The organism is Polynucleobacter sp. (genome assembly GCF_044342855.1).
In the GTDB taxonomy this organism is placed as follows: domain Bacteria; phylum Pseudomonadota; class Gammaproteobacteria; order Burkholderiales; family Burkholderiaceae; genus Polynucleobacter.
The window spans coordinates 1-17,157 of sequence record NZ_JBIIPA010000020.1; the positions used below are offsets into that span (position 1 = coordinate 1).

Here is a 17,157-nt window from a genome sequence, read left to right on the forward strand (position 1 = left end):
GCTTGCTGTACGTCTGACCAGCGCTTTGCCTTTGACTTCCTTCAGACTTGCAGTCGCCCACAAAGCCCTTGCCATTAGCTAACACTTCCCCTTACCGGGTGTGTAGAGGACTTTTACCTCCAAGTAAGTGCGCCCTGCCGGGCGCACCAATAAAAAAGCCCCAGTTAAGGGGCTTAGTTATTTGTCGTAGCGGCTCAAGCAGTTAAATCACAAGGATTTTGGCGGAGACGAGATCTAAATCTTGACCCTCCTAACAAGTCCACCAATACCCATCAATCCCTTTATTTATAAAGGCTTAAGAGCAACCCTACTCCAATCTAACCCATTCTGATTCACTAAAATCTTGGTTTAACTGGTGGGTAGGATGGTGGGTAGATTGAGCTCTAATACTGCAGAAAAAAGACCTGGCAATAACCGAAAAACAAACTTCACGGCACGTGGAATAATCTCACTTTCAAAGCCTGGCTACCATGCAGATCCAGAGAATAAAGGCCTCTATCTACAGATAACCAAGTTTAAAGGCTCTATAACTAAAAGCTGGATTTTTCGGTTCTCAAGCCCCATAACACTCAAAAGACGGGAAATGGGCATTGGCTCACTTGAATCATTCTCTCTAGCTAATGCTCGATTAAAGGCCTTGGATTTAAGGCGTTTAATCCTAGACGGGGTTGACCCTCTAGAACAAAGAATTGTTAAACGAACAAAAGCTATTGAAGCAAACAACAATTCAATTACCTTTTCGGATGCAGCCGACAGGTGCATTAAAACTAAGCAAGCCGAATGGTCAAACTCAAAACACAAAGATCAATGGGTAAGCACAATTAAGACCTATGCCCTACCAATCATCGGAAAACTCAAGGTTGATCAGATCACCACTGCTCACATAGTTAAATTATTAGAGCAAGAAATCAAGAAGAAAAATGGCGAGGTTGAGGGATCATTTTGGAAAGTCAGGACGGAAACTGCCACAAGATTACGTCAACGCATTGAAGTGATTCTGGACTGGTGCAAGGCTCATAAATACATTAGCGGTGATAACCCAGCACGCTATCAAGGAGCCCTATGCCATCTATTGCCTAAGGCCAGCAAGATTAAGAAGGTTGCACACCACCCTGCTCTGCCGTTTCAAAGGATTGGTGAATTCATTGGTGACTTACGAAGTCATATGGGCTACTCTGCCTTTGCCTTGGAGTTACTAATCCTTACCGCCACTCGCACTAGCGAAGTTATTGCGGCGAGATGGAGTGAATTTAATCTAGAGACAAAGGTTTGGACTATTCCCGCTGAGCGCATGAAGGCCGGAAAGGAGCATCGAGTACCGCTAAATACAAGGGCGATGGAAATCCTCGATCATCTAAAAACCATCAGGGTGAACTCCCATTTATTCCCTAGCTCCCTGCATAAAGAGCGCGCTCTATCCAATATGGCTCTACTTGCAATGATGAGAAAGATGCCTAAGTACACAGACTTTGTACCGCATGGATTTAGATCTACATTTCGAGATTGGGCTGCCGAGACTACGGAATACTCAAATGAGACAGTCGAGTTAGCTTTGGCGCATACGATTCAGAACAAGGCCGAGGCCGCCTATAGGAGGCAGGACCAACTAGATAAGCGAGCATGTTTGATGGGCGATTGGGGAAATTTTATCGAAAAGCGCCTGAATCATTAGTCCGCTAACGACCCATTGCTGCTTTTGGGCTAGTCCCATAGCACTCTCTCAAGGTGAGAGACATCCACAAACCCTTTGAAATTCCCGCCCCATTTATTCTTGGGGCATAGGCTTTCCTAATATTCGCCAACTGTACGGATTAATTCTTTATCCCAGACTAAATTTCCATTCCCGAAAAAATTGAGATCGAAGGCGCAACGTCGTAGGTGGTTACTGTTTATTGTCTTTGATCAACCGCTTTTGAAATAGATCTCTCAATGAGCTATCAAAGATAAGTTGCTTAAAAACTAGTAATTAATTAATTTTTTTACAAGCTTATACACGGTTGTTCCACTGACACTTTTATGCCAGTCTTCCACTGGGGGAGAATCCTTTCTTTCAGCTCGCGCAATAGCGTCACGAACACTTCCCTCGGGGAATTTCCTAGGGTCAATTGCCTTGTCATAGGTTGGCAAGTTTTTACGTAAACGATCATCACATTCTTTTGGTGAACCTACTCCATGACCATCCTCAAAATGGAGTAGCAACCAAAACTCAAACTTTGGATTACTCAATGCAAAACCATAACTCTCTGACTCAAGGGACCAGTTAAATAGTTGCGCCAAATCATTTTCGCTCCAGCTATCCTTATCGACAACAATCCATGCCTCGTCACCTTTTCTTAATTTCTTTAATCCAAGGTGACTGCGCATACGCTCCAGGGACTGTAAAGGTGAGCTACTAGTCTTCTTATCGTGAAGGCAGGTCGTATGGATTACGGTAGATCTATCGTTGAAGATAGCAAAGTACTGCGGCTCTGTTTTTATTCCTTCAACTGAAATAACAAAAACTCGCCTATACCTACTGCCACCAATATTTCGCTCAAATTTTCTACGATTTGAAGTCATGAGTTAGAGCCTATTTGATATCGCCAGAGATCAAGGATCCACTTAACAAAATCCTTGGTATTCCACCCAAACGACCATCTAAATAACTCTTTCTTATATCCTTGTCATACCTTACATCTTCGTAATCACTAAAAGAAATAAGGTGAGATGCTCCAAGAAGATCGCGCTCTGCAACCCACATTTCATCGCGCCGTAAAAGACTTTGATCCATCAAAAGAGCGTCATGGGTAGTGAGTAAAAGTTGTGAACGACTATCCGTAGTGCAGTTTTGCAGATATCCCTCAAGAAGTCGACGAGTTAATAGGGTATGTAAACTTCTATCTACCTCATCAATTACATAAACTTTATTAGATTTTTTTGCAGAAATTTCTAAAAATGCTGGTAGCAAGTCAATTACCCTCTGCGACCCATCTGATTCTTGTCGAATTTCGAACTGAACTTCACCTCCATTTTCAGTCGCATGAAAGGCGACTAATTTTTTAGCGATTAACTCGCCAGATTTTCTTGTGACAACAAAGCGCTCATTTGATGGTTGAGCCATAAGCCGTACAGTCATCCCCTCAGCAATCTCCTCCTGGAGTTTTGAACGGATAGCATCAGGCAGAGGGAGATTATCAAAAGAAATTCCCTCTCCTCCAAGGTGAGTAATCCCAGTATCCAACAAGGGAATCATTTCATTCATTGTCGAATAAAGAGGGTGACCCTCATCTAGAAATTGCTCAAAAGCTTCAAATCTTGAATCGGGCGCGACTAACTCCAAACAATCCTTAAACCAATCATAGATTGGTCGAAAATTATTCACTTGCTGTGAAACTGAATTTGTAATGAAAAGTTGATTATCTCTAGTCCCACGAAATGCGAACCCAAGAAAATCATCCTTTTCTAAAGAAGAATCAAAGTTTGGCAATCCATCATGACGATCAAATAAAACTTTTTCGCTGCTACTATTTATTAAGGTCAACTTTTCGCTAATGACAGACTTCCAATCTACAGCAAAGGAGTATTCATATATAAGATCATTAATAAGTAACTCAAAGTTAAATTTTGTTGGCCTTTCAATTGACTTTGAATCTAATTTAAAAGTTTCTACCGGAATTAAAGCGTCTGGTTGAGTACCTTTCACGATTAAATTTTTAGCAAAATTTAGCGCCTTAAAGAAATTTGTCTTACCAGAGGCATTACCTCCATAAATTGCAGCAACTGGCAATATTCGCATTTGGTATTTTGAGACCCGCGGAACCCGTTCTCCATGCTGCCTTTCACGGCTAGCAATCATGGAAAACTCTTCTTTTCCAGAGAAGGACAGCCAATTTTCTAAAGTGAATTTAATTAACATTAGTCTAATTTATGTAGTTTTTACACCGTTAATAGGCAAATTTTAATGAAAATCTGTATTTCTTCTATGTTAAATGAGAAATAATCTCTTTAAACATGATTTACCGTGTAATTCTAACTCCATTTTTAAAAAAGGATGAAAAGTCCACCCCCCCCCTAAATCCCCCTCTCAAAATGCGGTACATCTACAAATCCCCTGAAATTCCCACCCCACCTGTTCTTGGGACTTAGGCTCTCCCAGTATTCGCCAACCGTACGGATGAGTTCCTTATCCCAAACAAGCCTTCCATTCCAGAAGAAGTTCAGATCGATAGCGCAGCGTCTTAGATGATTGCTATTCATCGTTCGAGATCTACCGGTTTTGAAGTAAATTTGTTGTTGCTCTGGTGAGCGCCAGAGCTCACCTCCAGTAATGACCCACCCTTCTGCTGTTGCAAATTGAATAAGCCTGCTGACGTCGATTAGAAAGGCTGCTTGCTCCGTTACTAGGCTGCTCATTGCTCTTCTTTTTTCTTTGATCCATGCATGCGCATTTCAAAAATCTTCTCGACTGATCTACCGCCAAAGTAAGCCAGCATGACTAGCTGGCCCCACTCGCCAAGGAGCTTTACATAGGCTTCATTAATGTCTATCCCCATTGCCGAGAGCAAAGCGAATAAGAGATAAGCGGTGAGGATATAAACCAAGGTTCCTGGTCTGATGTTCTTTGATAACTTGGAATCGCTACCTATATCGGATTGCCAGCGATTGGTTGCATTGTCTTGTGAAGCTCGATGCATCTCAGCAAGAAGTTTGGATTCCTCTATTTCAAGTTCTTTTTGCTTAAGCGTGTATTGCAATAAGAGTTGCTCTTGCTCGATCTCTAGTTGCTTGAGCTTAATCAGATCTTCCTGACTGGGATTGTCCGGAATGCGCGCCCCAATCTTGCTCTCAATGAATTCTTTGCCTTTAGCCTGAACCGCGCCCGCAAGTAGTCCAAGGCCATTGACGGCCAAGGTTTGGACTAGAGAAGTAATGATTGGAAGCATGTCATTAGTTCTTTTCTTGATGCTTGGAATATGGAAGCCCACCGCCCCACTACCGCCTGGGCTTTTCTTTGGTGTTGGCAGTGGGGCGCAGTTACGCGCGCCCACACACCATCGTTACTTCAACACCCACAGCCGCACCCAAACACCGGCCGCTAGCGGTGATCTTCCCTACTGCTAGCGTTTCTTGGCTCCTTTGCTTTCTTGTGTTGATTCTGTCTCGTGAGCCTTTTCTAATGTTTGCTCGTGAGTTGGGAGCCTTCCTTCAGCCATTAGTCCCTCTACTATTTCCATTAGGCGATCACCGTCATCCTCACCAAAGACTTTGGCCACTACTTCATATCCATACTTGGCGCAGAGCCTGTCGTACTCCTGTTCTGGAGTAATAGTGGTCTTTGATGGGCGCTCGAACACCGTGACGTTCTCGCGCCCGAATAGATTTCGCAGGATGTTGGTCTCATACGGCGGCACATGTACATGGATAGTCGTGAATGCATCTCTACGTACTACCGCCTCCACCTCCTTAATCTGGAAGTCGCTATGAATGAGTTCTTTGTGGTTCATATTGATCTTCCTTATTGAATAGCCAATACCGCATGGGCATTAGCTCTTGAGATGGATAAAGCACAACGTAGGTTCACCATGGCGTACATAGCTAAGGTATCGTGCGGACGGATTGGGGCAACGATGTCTAGGTCGTCATCCCGCAGCTTCATAAAGCGGGTGTTGAGGAAATAGCAACGCTTGCTCCACTCCACCGTGCGATTAGCCATGGCATCAAGTTCATCAAACTGCGGATCCCAGATAATCTCCACGCCTTTGAAGGCTAGGCCAGTGTTAACACCAGCACCTACGCCAGCATCGATGTACTTGGTCTCACCTGATCCAGCGATATGGGTCACAGTAACCTGCTTGCGATAGGTATCGATGAACTTACCACCCGCGATAATGAAATCAGGGCTACCGCCATGCTTAATACATTGGCGCCATGCAGTCTCCATCTCGCCTACCAAGTTACCTGGCGATGTTGAGGCAATGTCTTTAACAGCGTAGTTACGCCAGTAACTTGCTTTGGCTCGATCTATACCGCCTACCGTTCCAGTATCTGGCGCTAAGCTAACTAGACTATCTAGACCAACTACCGCATCAGCACCATGTGAACCATCGCGATGGAGCTCCAGGTCTAACTTATTGAGGAAACCCTCTCTAAGAACCTCCAACTGCTCATCAAGCAGGTTAATGAGTTGTACACGCTCGTTGTATTCCAACTGAAAGCCTCGCGCCCCACCTTCTCTAACCTTAATACCGTTACTAAACAGTCGGTCGTAGTCGATATAAAGCCCATCAACAGCTCTGCGCCATGGGAAGGAGGCCTGTTCAGTGGTATTACGCTTATTGAACTTGACCGTCTCCTCTCCAAAGGCCCAGGTGAAGTTACTGCCATGCTCTTTGCGAATGTTCTCCACCACATTCTGTTTAGCCCCCAATAAGCTCTTGCGCCCTTGCATGAGCTTTTTCAGGAAAGGCCTCTCTACGGCTATTTGATCTACTGGGAGATTGCGTAAGTACTCGTCTAAGGAGACCTTAGCTAACTCTTGCAAGTCTGTATTTGAAATTGGCATATGCCACCCCTATCTATATTTATGAATTAGTTAGATTCATCCCGATTGATAGAGCGTGAACCTATCCATTGCTACGCTACTAGGCGCGACTCTAGCTTTAACGCGTCGTATGAATCAGTAGCACTGGCAGGAGCCTTTGCTACATGTATTCATTATTGGGTTGATTTAGCTGGGGATTGGATATTTCTGGGGTTTTTGTTGTTATCTTAGATATAGTTGCATAGCTAATTAATATCGGTTACACTGACTCCATGTTTGAACAATGCCTCTATTTCAATACAACCAGCCTAGCGCGCCAGCTAGAGAGGGAATGGACTAGTGCATTTAAGCCTTTCGGTCTAACCCCCTCCCAGGCTTTTATGCTCAGGGTAGTTCTAGATAAGGCACCCTTATTACAGAGTGAACTAGCTTTAGAGATGAATATAAGTCGCCCTACGACTACTCGCGGTCTAGATGGCCTTGAGAAACTCGGTTTCATAAAGCGCGTTGCCTCTGAAAAAGATGGTCGGGAACAGGAAATTCACCCTACTGCTAGCGCTCTAAAGATCAAAGTTGACCTCAATACTGCTAGCGGCACTGTTACCAAGCGCATGAAGAAATTACTAGGAACCAATGAATTTGAATCAGTCGTAGCTCAAATGAGGTCTATTACATCAGCCCTTAAGTGAGCTTTTTATTTAAGTAATAGTTGCATAGCTAATTACTTTTAATTAACCAAGGAGAAAAAATATGCCAATATTGAATGTAAAAGTAAGTGGAGAAAAGAATGCTGCTACCACTAAAGCTATACATGACCTACTCTTAGATTTGACTCACAGGATTCTGGGCAAGAAAAAGGAAGTAACCGCTATTGCGATTGACTATGTGGATCCACAATGCTGGATGGTCGGGGGTAAGCTATTAAGCGAACAAGGTAAAAATAGCTTTTACTTTGATATCAAAATCACTGATGAGACCAATACTAAGGATGAAAAGGCTAAATACATAAAAGAGGCTTTTGAAGGATTTGAACGAATCCTAGGCAATCTTCACGAAGAGAGCTATATCTATGTTCAGGATGTTAAAGCTGCAAGTTATGGATATGGTGGGAAGACTCAGGAATATAGATACCACCAGTAGTCATTGGCTACGACGCAATTGTCTTTATGCCCAAAGTGTTACTGCTACACCTTGGGCATAAATGAGCGTTTATTTAGATGTGGCCGTCAAGGATTCGCAAGCCGCTCCGATGTCGCGCCCTTGACGGAATTACGTTGTCGATTCATTTTAGATCCCCATATTGCCAAGATGCTGAGCTATTCGGTCCATGGGCTGTTCAGAACAAGCAACAGGCGCACCCAGGGTGGCTGTTCTAGCTCTAATCGGCTGCGGCGCTTGGCTCACAATTTTTATCTTAGACCAGTCTGGCTTTGGCAAGCCTATTGAGTTGTAGATAGTCTCGATCACCGGCCACCATTCAAATACTCCATGGTTTTGTACAAATACATTCATATAAAACGGATCGTTCATGTATTTAGCAAAGAGCTCAGACTTATAGCAATGATCCACCTCCCCCTGTCTCGTCGATAAATACTTGAGCATCTCCTGCTTAGCCTCCTTAACAACACTGAACTGATCCTTATTTAGGTAAGAATGGCCTGCCTTTTCATTCCACTTCTCTGTTTTACTTCTCTCAATAGATTCCATCATGCTACCTACGAGTTCGCCTTCAATCTCATAGCTATGCAACTTATCTAAAAGGTCTTCTACCCTTGACTTAAGTGCATCATTCTCTTTAGCAAGATCGCGATTGGTATTAGCCATCTTTTGAAATCGGTTTTCACTACGATTGGGTTGTGTCGCCTCCTCTACTTGCTCCTTGGGCGCCTCCTCCGTTGCGCTAAGGACCCTTTCAATCAGATCTTTACCACTCTCAACCTGAATGGAGGGCTGCGGCTCAGCCTCAACAGTAAGTACAACGGGAGGCGGCAATAACTCGCCGATGTCACGAGCAACTATTAGCTCTGACTGGGGATTAGATGCCAATGAAGGTATCTCAGCCGGTACAAGCACTTCACCTTTTACCGGTGAAAAGACAGGCTCTACACTTTCCTCTTCAGCCTCTAGCACTTGCGCAGGATTCTCTCCTTCGGTCTCTGGCTCTTTACTGAGGCTATCAAGCAAGGCAACAGACTTGTGCTGAGTCTTATGCTTAGATTCTTCCTCTTGCTGGAGTGCCGCCTTTTCTGCAAGTCTTCGCTCAAGGTCTTTCTGCCTCTCTAATCTAGCTGCTTCCTTTGCAGCAACCGCTTGTAGTCGTGCCACTTCATCTTGGGCTGCCTTCTCATCAGCGTTTCTACGCCGCTCTTCATCTGCCAATTGTTTGACCTTAGCTTGCGCTTCTTGCTCCGCTTTCTCTAAGGCGCGCTCTTCTCTTGCCTTGATGCGTCTGGCAACGGCTTCTGCTGCATTTTTCTCTTCAGCTTCTTTACGCATTTGCTCTTGCTGGCGCTTGGCTTCGCGCTCTTGCTCCTTCTGTATCAAACCTCCTTTGCTTAATACTCCAGAGCTAAAGTTTTTCACTTCTTGTGTCATCTACCATCTCCTCTTTTGAATGTTGATGCTTACCTTGCATTTCCCTACCGACTTCCCATTGCCAATTCATTGAAATATCCCTGTAACCAGGGGCTTGCTTTTCAATCTTGGGTATAAATTGATTGGAATCGATTCGATCGTCATATCGCAAGAGAGTCTCTTGTAGGAGGTTACGGATATGTTCGTAATCCATCCCTCTTGCTTGCAGGTTTTGCATTTGAATGGATAGGCTGGTAATCATTGGCAGTACTTTTAACCAGCCTTCCTTCTCCTCAATGCCATCAGGTGAGCCAGTCGTTCCGGCTCGGATACGCAGGTCAACCATTTCAAAGATTCGTTCTTTAGTAAGTTCTGGCCAATCGTATGTTTTCTCCTTGGTCGTGATGGTCTGGCCATCAACCATGGTTGTTCTGCTGATTGGCGCGCCCACATAACGCTCTACCTGTTCTTTTGTGAGCTCTTGCAGCAGAACCTGGGCGCTGTATTGCGCGATCTCTTGCAACCAATCCTCGATCTGGTCTTTGAATTCAAATACGCGCCCTGATAAGGCTCTTTGCAGAATATTGGCTTCTGTAGCTGTCTTAGGCCTTACTACGGTAGACCTTGCTGCATCTTGCAAGCCTGTAACTTGCTCCCAGTCATAACGTACTGCGCTGGTGTCATAGACGATCGGGTCTATTTTTGGGTGACCCCTTGGAATAATGACTTGGTTAAGGGGTTTGCCTTCTGTATCCACAATCGTGATCTCACCAAATCGAGAGTCTGAGTATTTCTTAATGGTCTTCTCATTGATATCTGCTGAGGCTACCCATCCGGGAATACAGAGGTCTCGATGTTGATTGAATCGATCCCTTGCTTCATTGTGTTCATCCTGCAGGCGTTCAGTGAGATCTACTAAGCTTGGGCCAACAAAATGACCATCAACTACCTGGTATGGCAATAAGAAGAATGGATACCAACGCTCTCCAGCCCTGGGTGGCGAATAAGGCTCTCTTAGCCAATCCGTTGCGCCCTCCACCATTGTGTATACACGCTGAGTAGTCCTATCCCATATCTCTAGAACCGCAATCTGCTGATCATCACTCACTGGCCCAGCATCTAAATGCATTGAAGCTAAGCGTCTAGTCTTCTTATGCGATGGCTCTCCTTGTCCTGGTTGATAAATCTTCGCATTGGCGAGATTCTTTTTATATAGAGCCTCAGCTTGGGATCTTTTCATGGGAATGACCTGGCACATCCAATCTGCATCTGTGTAATCCCAGAACTCACAGATGGATGGGTCAATGAGGAGGTTCTCTGTGAGGACCCTATCAATGACTAAGCCTTCAGCAGATTGCACTTCTGATTGTTCTTGTAACGACGCAATGAGTTGTTCTAGCTCAGACCTTCTGGAATCATGCTGACCATCTTGATTTTTATCTTGGAGATCTCTCTCGAACTCCTCTATATGCAGCAGGTTCTCTTGGGCATCATTAATACGTCCCTGAATATATGCATCCTCATGGACATTTCTTTGGTACATCACCTTTAGGATTCCAAAGCTACAGGTCAATGCCGCCCTGACTGTGGACTTAGCTCGATTCTTTAGCTGGGCATGCTCTAGAGCCCTATTGGTAACTTTTTCTAGGGTGCTGCAAAAGAGCTTGATATCCGCGCCCGCATGGGCTGGAGTAATTGAGATCTCTGGGTTACGTGCATACACATTAGGCAGAACCGCAGAGATAGTTCCATGGATTAAATTGGCTCTTAGGCTGTAGAACTCTTTACTCGTAGGATCTGCATTCCAGTTAAAACCAGCAACAGTATTACGGTTGTGCTTTAAACGCTTATGAAAGGTGGACCAATGAGCGCGCGCATGTTTAATGCGGGCATTCCACTTTTGTTGAAGAGCTTTTGGGTCTTGAGGCACTTAAAAGTTATAAGGCCCATGCTCTAAGGTTATGTATTTATTTTGGATAAATAAACTATAGCCCGCTTATAAACCTTGAAAGATACTGATTAACTTAATCTTAAAATACGAATTGCCCCACTTAGCACCAGAAAACCAATTAGTAGTCCAATAATCCAATCCGGAATGGGGCTACTAAACCAAGCCACTAATATGCCAGCAACAATAATGCCCAAGTTAGCCAACACATCATTTGCCGAGAAGATATAGCTGGCTCTCATATGAACACCATCGTTCTTGCGCTTAGAGATAAGAAACAGGCAAGTCACATTTACCGCTAAAGCTAAGACGGAAATCCAAATCATCGTATTAGCTTCGGGCTGTGCCCCGATATAAATTTGATAGCCCGATCTCCACAGGGCGCCAAACGCTAAAAACAATTCAACCACACCAGCTAATTTCGCCGCACCCAACTTATTTTGTGCCGCCTTACCTACGGCATACAAGGCAACTCCATAAACAGCCGCATCAGCGAACATATCTAAGGCATCAGCAATCAGTCCGGCAGATTGCGCCAGCCATCCAGCAACAATTTCAATAAAGAACATCAAACCATTTAAGGCAAGCAACCAGATTAAGACTTTTCGCTCTTGGGTTTCCTTATCTGGACTACTTTTTAGAGACTTAACTTGGGATTGATCAAGCACATGACTACTATCAATCCTTGCCCCAAAACCCAAAGGAACCAATTTAGCTAAAACTGTATCGGGCTCTTCTCTATGGCAAATGACTATCTTTCGATTGGGTATGTCAAAAGCCATTGAATCAATCGATAAAGACGCTAGCGCCATACGGATCATCTGCTCCTCGGATGGACAATCCATGCCAGGCACGATGAAAGCAGTGCTAGATACTTGGTATAAGTTTGAGTTTTTCATATCGCAAGTCTACTTAACTTGTCCAAAAATTTACAACTGCAGAGATTGACATCAATCTCTCAGAGCAGAAATTAAATGTAATCAAAAATTGAATCTAGCTGTAATAACCTTTGATTTCAATTTAATCACCGCAATCGCTTTTGATCCTTTTGGTACGGAAAAGGCGCCTTTGAGTTCAAACCTATCTCCCATGGACAGCAGATCGTAATCTTTTTTATCAGATCCATTAAGAATAGTTAGCTTGGCATTACCGCCTTCAGAAGATAGAGACTTACCATGATCAGACAAATATATAGCCAATATATCTGACTTAGCTACTAATTCAACATCAACATCCTTAGCTTCTACCATCACCCCACCGTGAACTGGCTTTAACTCATGACCAGCGCCAGCATAGACAAATCCATAAAAACTTAAAAGTAAACTTGTAATCAATATTTTGATCTTCATTTTTATCTCCTTTAATTAAAAAGCTTCATTTGATTTAATGCTACCCAATACTTTTTCGGATGCTTTTCTGCCATAAAGCCAAAAAATTGCTGGAGTTAAAAATGTATCGAGCAATGTAGAGCTAATAAGGCCTGAAAAAATCACTACCGCTACTGGGTGAAGAATTTCCGTGCCAGGCCGCTCTGCTTCAAATAACAAAGGCGCTAAAGCAAAAACCGTCACTAAAGCCGTCATTAAGACTGGGCTTAGACGCTCGATAGAACCCCGAATAATCATTGATAAGTCAAATACCTCTCCCTCCGATTGCATCAAATTGAGGTAATGACTGATCTTCAAAATTCCATTACGCACTGATATTCCCGCCAGAGTAATAAAGCCTATTAATGCTGCAATTGAAAGTGGCTGCCCTGAGATCCACAGCCCAATAACAGCGCCCACCATGGCTAACGGGATATTGAGCATGATCATCAGAGATAGTTGTGCCGATCGATAGCGGCTATTTAAAACAACAAATATCAATAAAAGTGAGCCCACAGAGAGCAAACCAATTAATTTAGAGGCCTCTTCTTGCGCTTTAAATTGGCCATCCAAAGTAATAAAGTAGCCCTCTGGCAAGCTTTGGTTTGCGATCACACCCCTAATGTCAGCAACTACGTCAGACAGAGCACGTTTAGAGGTGTTGGCCGATAAGACAATTCTTCTTTTGCCGCCATCTCTACTAATTTGATTTGGTCCATCACCATCTTCAATCGTTGCAATTTTTGAAAGTGGGATTTTTCCATTAGGGGTATCAATCAAAATATCCGCAAGGCCCTCAAAATTTCTAGCAGACTCTGGCAGCTTGATCACTAGAGCGAAGCGTCGATTTCCTTCAATAATCTGTGAAATCCGCTCCCCTTCCACCATGCCTTGCAAAGACGACATCACCTGAGAAGCAGAGATTCCATATTGCGCAGTCCGATCATAATCAATGCGAACTTTGATCTGCGGAGCCAGCACTTGCTTTTCAATCTCTAAATCAACCAGGCCTTCAATCCCTGCTAGTTTTGATCTTAATAAGTCTGCCTGACTTCGTAGCTGATCTAAGTCATCACCGAAAATCTTGATCGCAATTTGGGATCTAACGCCTGAGAGCATATGGTCGATACGATGAGAAATGGGCTGCCCAATCGCAATAGCAGCGGGCAAATTGACTAGTCTTGACCGAATATCGGCTTGAATCTCAGCCATTGAGCGATCTAGTTCACCTGCCGGCTTAATGCCAACATCAAGCTCGCTGACATGCACCCCTTCGGCGTGCTCATCTAGCTCTGCCCTACCGCTTCTTCGGCCTACATAGGTGACTTCGGGAACTTGTCTGACAAGCTTTTCGGCTTGACTTGCTACGCTAGCAGACTCAGAAAGAGAAACACCAGGATTTAGTCGAAGGCCGATGAGTAATGTTCCCTCATTAAATGGCGGTAAGAATGAGCTCGCCATAAAGGGAATGCTCGCGCCAGCTAATAAGACCGATGCAAACGCATACATCAAAGGTTTTTTTGGGGCTTCCAATAATCTAGATAACTGAACCTTGTAATGACTTTTTAACCAAGTAACGATTTTTGTATCGTGATCCCCAAGTGACTTCATTGATGGCAGCAAATAAAAGCAAAGTACTGGGGTGATCGTCACTGATACTAAAAGTGATGCCAAGGTGGAGACAATAAATGCAATACCCAAAGGAACAAATAGGCGGCCCTCAATACCCGGCAACGCAAATAGTGGAATAAACACTAAAACAATAATTGCAGTTGCATAGATGATTCCTGTCCTCACCTCTAATGAGGCTGCTCGTACAATTGCTAGCGGAGATAATTGATTGACCTTATCCCTATCAAGATTTTCTCGCAGACGCCGAATCACGTTTTCTACGTCCACTACAGCATCATCTACCAAGCCGCCAATCGCAATGGCTAACCCTCCCAATGTCATCGTGTTGATCGATAGGCCAAAGTATTTAAAAACTAAGGCTGTCAATAAAATCGAAACGGGAATTGCAGTTAAAGAAATGATGACTGGGCGTATCGTTCCTAAAAATAAATACAGTACTACCGCTACAAAGATTGAGGCACCGATGAGCTTACCCTCCAAGGTACTAATGGACGCATCGATAAAACTCGCCTGTCTAAATGTCACTTTTGGGGTATTCATACCCACTGGAAGGCCTTGTTTTAACTCAGATATTGCAGCCTCAATTTTCTTGGTTAACTCCACCGTATCTGCTGAGGGTTGCTTTTGAACACCCAGGATTACCGCTGGACCACCCTCATAACCAGCATCTCCACGTCTTACGGCCGGTGCAAATGTGACATCGGCGACTTGCTTTAAGAGTATTGGCTGGCCATTTCGACTTGAAACAGCAATATTTTTCAAATCCTCTAGGCTAGAAGTGCGCCCTATATGACGAATCAAGTACTCGCGATTATTCGATTCAAGAAATCCACCAGATGTATTGGCTGAATATCCCTTTAATGCATCTTCTAGTTGCAATATGCTCAGACCTAGTTCAGCCATACGGCGAGTATTGGGCTGCACTTGAAACTGCCTTACCTGACCACCAATTGGAATTACTTGAGCAACACCTGGAATAGCCATTAGTCTTGGGCGAAGAACCCAATCGGCATATTCGCGCACTTGCATGGATGAAATCTTTGACTCATCAATTGGAATGGCAATCTGCATAATTTCACCCATGATCGAGCTAATGGGGCCCATGCGAGAAACGATGCCATCAGGAATAGCGCCTTCCATAGATGACAACCTCTCCGATACCATCTGCCTAGCACGGTAAATATCAACGGACCAATCAAATGTGACGTAAATAAATGAAAGGCCTGCGCTAGATACTGAGCGAATAGCTTCAACACCTGGCAAACCATTCATAGCGGTTTCTAATGGGAAAGTGATGAGCTGCTCAACCTCTTCAGAGGCCATACCACCAGCCTCAGTCATGATGGTGACAGTAGGTTTATTTAAATCAGGAAATACATCAACAGGCATTTTGCTTAAGGTAAAGAGCCCATAGCCCATAGCAATCAGGCTAAGCAAAATCACCATCAGTCGATTCTTCAAACTAAAGTCTAATAACCAGGTAAACATATTCTGTCCTTAGCGAATCTGGTTAATGAGAGATGACCCATCAGTAACCACTCGGTCACCATCTTTAATACCGCTCGTAATGACAATGCTTTGACCGTCTAAGGGCTCATAAACCACCACCCTAGGCTCAAAGGTTTCAGGATTTCTTTTTACCCATACGATGGTTTGGTTTGAGCCGCTCTTAACAAGCGATTTTGTGGGGACTTTGTTACCTAAGACCTTGGTATTGGTATTTACAAACACTCTTATAGGCTGACCTATAGGGAGATATTGCAAATCATCAGCTTTAGCAGAGAATGTGAGTGGTAAAGCCTGTTCGCGTAGGGTCTGACCACCACCAAGATAAGAAAGCTCAATCACCTTGCCATTGACTTCAACTTTGCCATCAGCAATGTTTTTTGCCAAGTTTGGATCATAGGCAAGCGCCTCAATTAAAAGCTTAGAAGGATTTACTACTTCGAAAATCAGATCTCTCTCTTGCACCACCTGGCCAGAGACAATGCCTGTAGTAGAAATAATTCCAGTAACTGGAGCCCTTAATTCTTCATTAGCGACCGCAGCCTCTGCCTCCTCAATTGTTTTACGAGGAACTGTATCGCTCAGTTCACGCAATCGCTTTAGCCGACTCTCTGCAAGTGACCGTGATTTCCCAGGACCGGCTTCAGGGGTTACATAAGCTAGAACGTCGCCCTTATTGACCTTTTGCCCCGGCAAGGGAAAGCCGTTAGGCCCAGGAGTAATTCGACCTGCAACGATGGCCTGAACTTTGCCTCCAAAGTTAGGATCCATGATGACCTTACCTGCTAAGTCATAGGTTTTGGCATATTCACCTGGTTGACCAGGGGCAGTCATGACATGCAACTGTCTTTGGGCAGGTTTTGGAACAAAAAGATTCCCATCGGCCTGTCTTTTGGGAGCATCGCCCTGAACCTGTACTGATGAGTCATCATGTCCTGGGCCAGCATAGACTTTGAAGGTAAATAACGCAGTTGATAAACCCATGAGAAATGCGAACAATCTGAGATCTCTTAAATTGCGCTTCATGCCCACTCCTTAATTTGATTGATGATTTTTATGGCACGACTTCTTAATAAGTCCCTATTGCGATAAGACCAATAAGCAACTCCGGCAACAAAGCACATCAATACCAATAGCTTTAACCATGTTTTCCAATTTATTACTGAAGAATTTTCAAACTGACTTAAATCAATCGTGGAAACTAAAACATCCAGCTCCCCGCCATCATTGATGGTGATGCTTATGGGGGTTGGCTGATCTTTGATTTTGTTTTTTAACTCGATCAAATACTCTCCATCACCATGCGGCTTTGCAGCTACTTTTGCCCCATCAACCTCAACATCAATGCTGGCACCTTTTACAGCCTCATTAGTTGCATAGCGATCTAGATAAAGCGTTATTTGCCTATCTCGAATCACCCCGACGAGCTCATAAAGATCAGACTCAGCGTAAAAACGCGGTAATGTTTGGGCTTGCTGCTGATTAGGTTTTTCGTCACCATGGTCATGTCCGGGCCCCGCATAAGATGTAGGCGAGATTGTTAAAGTTAGAGCAGCTATTAGCTGCACCAAGTAGTGGGTATAGTTTTTAAATAATTTCATAGGATCAGT

17 protein-coding genes are annotated in these 17,157 nt (G+C 44.0%); 4 read left to right on the forward strand and 13 right to left on the reverse strand.

The window, feature by feature from the left end; genetic code table 11:
- Nucleotides 1-364 precede the first annotated feature (364 nt).
- Nucleotides 365-1,672, forward strand: coding sequence for a tyrosine-type recombinase/integrase (locus tag ACIQZ3_RS07550; protein ID WP_397391906.1), 1,308 nt, complete (start codon nt 365-367; stop codon nt 1,670-1,672).
- A 287-nt stretch (nt 1,673-1,959) separates the two neighbouring features.
- On the opposite strand, the gene ACIQZ3_RS07555 is transcribed toward ACIQZ3_RS07550, so the two are convergent.
- From ACIQZ3_RS07555 to ACIQZ3_RS07570, 4 genes are all read right to left on the reverse strand, one after another.
- The gene (locus ACIQZ3_RS07555) at nt 1,960-2,559 is read right to left on the reverse strand and encodes an RloB family protein (RefSeq protein WP_397391845.1); all 600 of its coding nucleotides are present in this window, start codon (nt 2,557-2,559) and stop codon (nt 1,960-1,962) included.
- 10 nt (nt 2,560-2,569) lie between these two features.
- Nucleotides 2,570-3,895, reverse strand: a complete 1,326-nt coding sequence (locus ACIQZ3_RS07560; RefSeq protein ID WP_397391847.1) for an ATP/GTP-binding protein — start codon at nt 3,893-3,895, stop codon at nt 2,570-2,572.
- Nucleotides 3,896-4,050: 155 nt separating this feature from the next.
- The gene (locus ACIQZ3_RS07565; protein WP_397391849.1) at nt 4,051-4,392 is read right to left on the reverse strand and encodes a M15 family metallopeptidase; all 342 of its coding nucleotides are present in this window, start codon (nt 4,390-4,392) and stop codon (nt 4,051-4,053) included.
- Nucleotides 4,389-4,922 (reverse strand): hypothetical protein, encoded by a 534-nt coding sequence (locus ACIQZ3_RS07570; RefSeq protein ID WP_397391851.1) that lies wholly within the window; start codon nt 4,920-4,922, stop codon nt 4,389-4,391. Before ACIQZ3_RS07570 ends, ACIQZ3_RS07565 begins: the two co-directional genes overlap by 4 nt.
- Here ACIQZ3_RS07570 and ACIQZ3_RS07575 point away from each other — a divergent pair.
- On the forward strand, nt 4,921-5,100 hold the full coding sequence (locus tag ACIQZ3_RS07575; RefSeq protein WP_397391853.1) for a hypothetical protein: 180 nt from the start codon (nt 4,921-4,923) through the stop codon (nt 5,098-5,100). The two genes, ACIQZ3_RS07570 and ACIQZ3_RS07575, sit on opposite strands and share 2 nt — an antisense overlap.
- Here the strand turns inward: ACIQZ3_RS07575 and ACIQZ3_RS07580 are convergent.
- Together ACIQZ3_RS07580 and ACIQZ3_RS07585 are read right to left on the reverse strand one after the other, a co-directional pair.
- On the reverse strand, nt 5,097-5,483 hold the full coding sequence (locus ACIQZ3_RS07580) for a hypothetical protein (RefSeq protein ID WP_397391855.1): 387 nt from the start codon (nt 5,481-5,483) through the stop codon (nt 5,097-5,099). The genes ACIQZ3_RS07575 and ACIQZ3_RS07580 overlap by 4 nt on opposite strands.
- Nucleotides 5,484-5,494: 11 nt before the next feature.
- On the reverse strand, nt 5,495-6,541 hold the full coding sequence (locus ACIQZ3_RS07585; protein ID WP_397391857.1) for a phage major capsid protein: 1,047 nt from the start codon (nt 6,539-6,541) through the stop codon (nt 5,495-5,497).
- A 251-nt stretch (nt 6,542-6,792) separates the two neighbouring features.
- Here ACIQZ3_RS07585 and ACIQZ3_RS07590 point away from each other — a divergent pair, with 251 nt between their 5' ends.
- Both ACIQZ3_RS07590 and ACIQZ3_RS07595 read left to right on the forward strand, forming a co-directional pair.
- The gene (locus ACIQZ3_RS07590) at nt 6,793-7,209 is read left to right on the forward strand and encodes a MarR family winged helix-turn-helix transcriptional regulator (RefSeq protein WP_397391859.1); all 417 of its coding nucleotides are present in this window, start codon (nt 6,793-6,795) and stop codon (nt 7,207-7,209) included.
- A 61-nt stretch (nt 7,210-7,270) separates the two neighbouring features.
- Nucleotides 7,271-7,660: a 4-oxalocrotonate tautomerase family protein gene (locus ACIQZ3_RS07595; protein WP_397391861.1), complete on the forward strand. Its 390-nt coding sequence runs from the start codon at nt 7,271-7,273 to the stop codon at nt 7,658-7,660.
- Nucleotides 7,661-7,807: 147 nt separating this feature from the next.
- Here ACIQZ3_RS07595 and ACIQZ3_RS07600 read toward each other — a convergent pair whose 3' ends face one another.
- The 7 genes from ACIQZ3_RS07600 to ACIQZ3_RS07630 all read right to left on the reverse strand — a co-directional run bounded on the left by ACIQZ3_RS07600 (nt 7,808) and on the right by ACIQZ3_RS07630 (nt 17,148).
- Nucleotides 7,808-9,115: a hypothetical protein gene (locus ACIQZ3_RS07600; protein ID WP_397391863.1), complete on the reverse strand. Its 1,308-nt coding sequence runs from the start codon at nt 9,113-9,115 to the stop codon at nt 7,808-7,810.
- Nucleotides 9,090-11,024 (reverse strand): hypothetical protein, encoded by a 1,935-nt coding sequence (locus ACIQZ3_RS07605; protein WP_397391865.1) that lies wholly within the window; start codon nt 11,022-11,024, stop codon nt 9,090-9,092. Before ACIQZ3_RS07605 ends, ACIQZ3_RS07600 begins: the two co-directional genes overlap by 26 nt.
- 89 nt (nt 11,025-11,113) lie before the next feature.
- Nucleotides 11,114-11,941, reverse strand: a complete 828-nt coding sequence (locus ACIQZ3_RS07610; RefSeq protein WP_397391867.1) for a cation transporter — start codon at nt 11,939-11,941, stop codon at nt 11,114-11,116.
- Nucleotides 11,942-12,022: 81 nt separating this feature from the next.
- Complete coding sequence (locus ACIQZ3_RS07615) at nt 12,023-12,391, reverse strand: hypothetical protein (protein ID WP_397391869.1); 369 nt, start codon at nt 12,389-12,391, stop codon at nt 12,023-12,025.
- A gap of 15 nt (nt 12,392-12,406) precedes the next feature.
- Nucleotides 12,407-15,529 carry an efflux RND transporter permease subunit gene (locus ACIQZ3_RS07620; protein ID WP_397391871.1) on the reverse strand — a complete coding sequence of 1,041 codons (3,123 nt, stop codon included), beginning with the start codon at nt 15,527-15,529 and terminating at the stop codon, nt 12,407-12,409.
- 9 nt (nt 15,530-15,538) lie between these two features.
- Nucleotides 15,539-16,573: an efflux RND transporter periplasmic adaptor subunit gene (locus ACIQZ3_RS07625; RefSeq protein ID WP_397391873.1), complete on the reverse strand. Its 1,035-nt coding sequence runs from the start codon at nt 16,571-16,573 to the stop codon at nt 15,539-15,541.
- A complete protein-coding gene (locus ACIQZ3_RS07630) occupies nt 16,570-17,148 on the reverse strand; it encodes a hypothetical protein (RefSeq protein ID WP_397391875.1) in 579 nt (192 codons plus the stop codon). The genes ACIQZ3_RS07625 and ACIQZ3_RS07630 overlap by 4 nt, the downstream gene beginning before the upstream one ends.
- Nucleotides 17,149-17,157 lie beyond the last annotated feature (9 nt).

Bases quoted from the DNA above. Each gene is read 5' to 3' on its own strand.
- ACIQZ3_RS07550 (WP_397391906.1), top strand. From the start codon at position 365: ATGGTGGGTAGATTGAGCTCTAATACTGCAGAAAAAAGACCTGGCAAT.
- ACIQZ3_RS07555 (WP_397391845.1), bottom strand. From the start codon at position 2,559: ATGACTTCAAATCGTAGAAAATTTGAGCGAAATATTGGTGGCAGTAGG.
- ACIQZ3_RS07560 (WP_397391847.1), bottom strand. From the start codon at position 3,895: ATGTTAATTAAATTCACTTTAGAAAATTGGCTGTCCTTCTCTGGAAAA.
- ACIQZ3_RS07565 (WP_397391849.1), bottom strand. From the start codon at position 4,392: ATGAGCAGCCTAGTAACGGAGCAAGCAGCCTTTCTAATCGACGTCAGC.
- ACIQZ3_RS07575 (WP_397391853.1), top strand. From the start codon at position 4,921: ATGTCATTAGTTCTTTTCTTGATGCTTGGAATATGGAAGCCCACCGCC.
- ACIQZ3_RS07570 (WP_397391851.1), bottom strand. From the start codon at position 4,922: ATGCTTCCAATCATTACTTCTCTAGTCCAAACCTTGGCCGTCAATGGC.
- ACIQZ3_RS07580 (WP_397391855.1), bottom strand. From the start codon at position 5,483: ATGAACCACAAAGAACTCATTCATAGCGACTTCCAGATTAAGGAGGTG.
- ACIQZ3_RS07585 (WP_397391857.1), bottom strand. From the start codon at position 6,541: ATGCCAATTTCAAATACAGACTTGCAAGAGTTAGCTAAGGTCTCCTTA.
- ACIQZ3_RS07590 (WP_397391859.1), top strand. From the start codon at position 6,793: ATGTTTGAACAATGCCTCTATTTCAATACAACCAGCCTAGCGCGCCAG.
- ACIQZ3_RS07595 (WP_397391861.1), top strand. From the start codon at position 7,271: ATGCCAATATTGAATGTAAAAGTAAGTGGAGAAAAGAATGCTGCTACC.
- ACIQZ3_RS07600 (WP_397391863.1), bottom strand. From the start codon at position 9,115: ATGACACAAGAAGTGAAAAACTTTAGCTCTGGAGTATTAAGCAAAGGA.
- ACIQZ3_RS07610 (WP_397391867.1), bottom strand. From the start codon at position 11,941: ATGAAAAACTCAAACTTATACCAAGTATCTAGCACTGCTTTCATCGTG.
- ACIQZ3_RS07615 (WP_397391869.1), bottom strand. From the start codon at position 12,391: ATGAAGATCAAAATATTGATTACAAGTTTACTTTTAAGTTTTTATGGA.
- ACIQZ3_RS07620 (WP_397391871.1), bottom strand. From the start codon at position 15,529: ATGTTTACCTGGTTATTAGACTTTAGTTTGAAGAATCGACTGATGGTG.
- ACIQZ3_RS07625 (WP_397391873.1), bottom strand. From the start codon at position 16,573: ATGAAGCGCAATTTAAGAGATCTCAGATTGTTCGCATTTCTCATGGGT.
- ACIQZ3_RS07630 (WP_397391875.1), bottom strand. From the start codon at position 17,148: ATGAAATTATTTAAAAACTATACCCACTACTTGGTGCAGCTAATAGCT.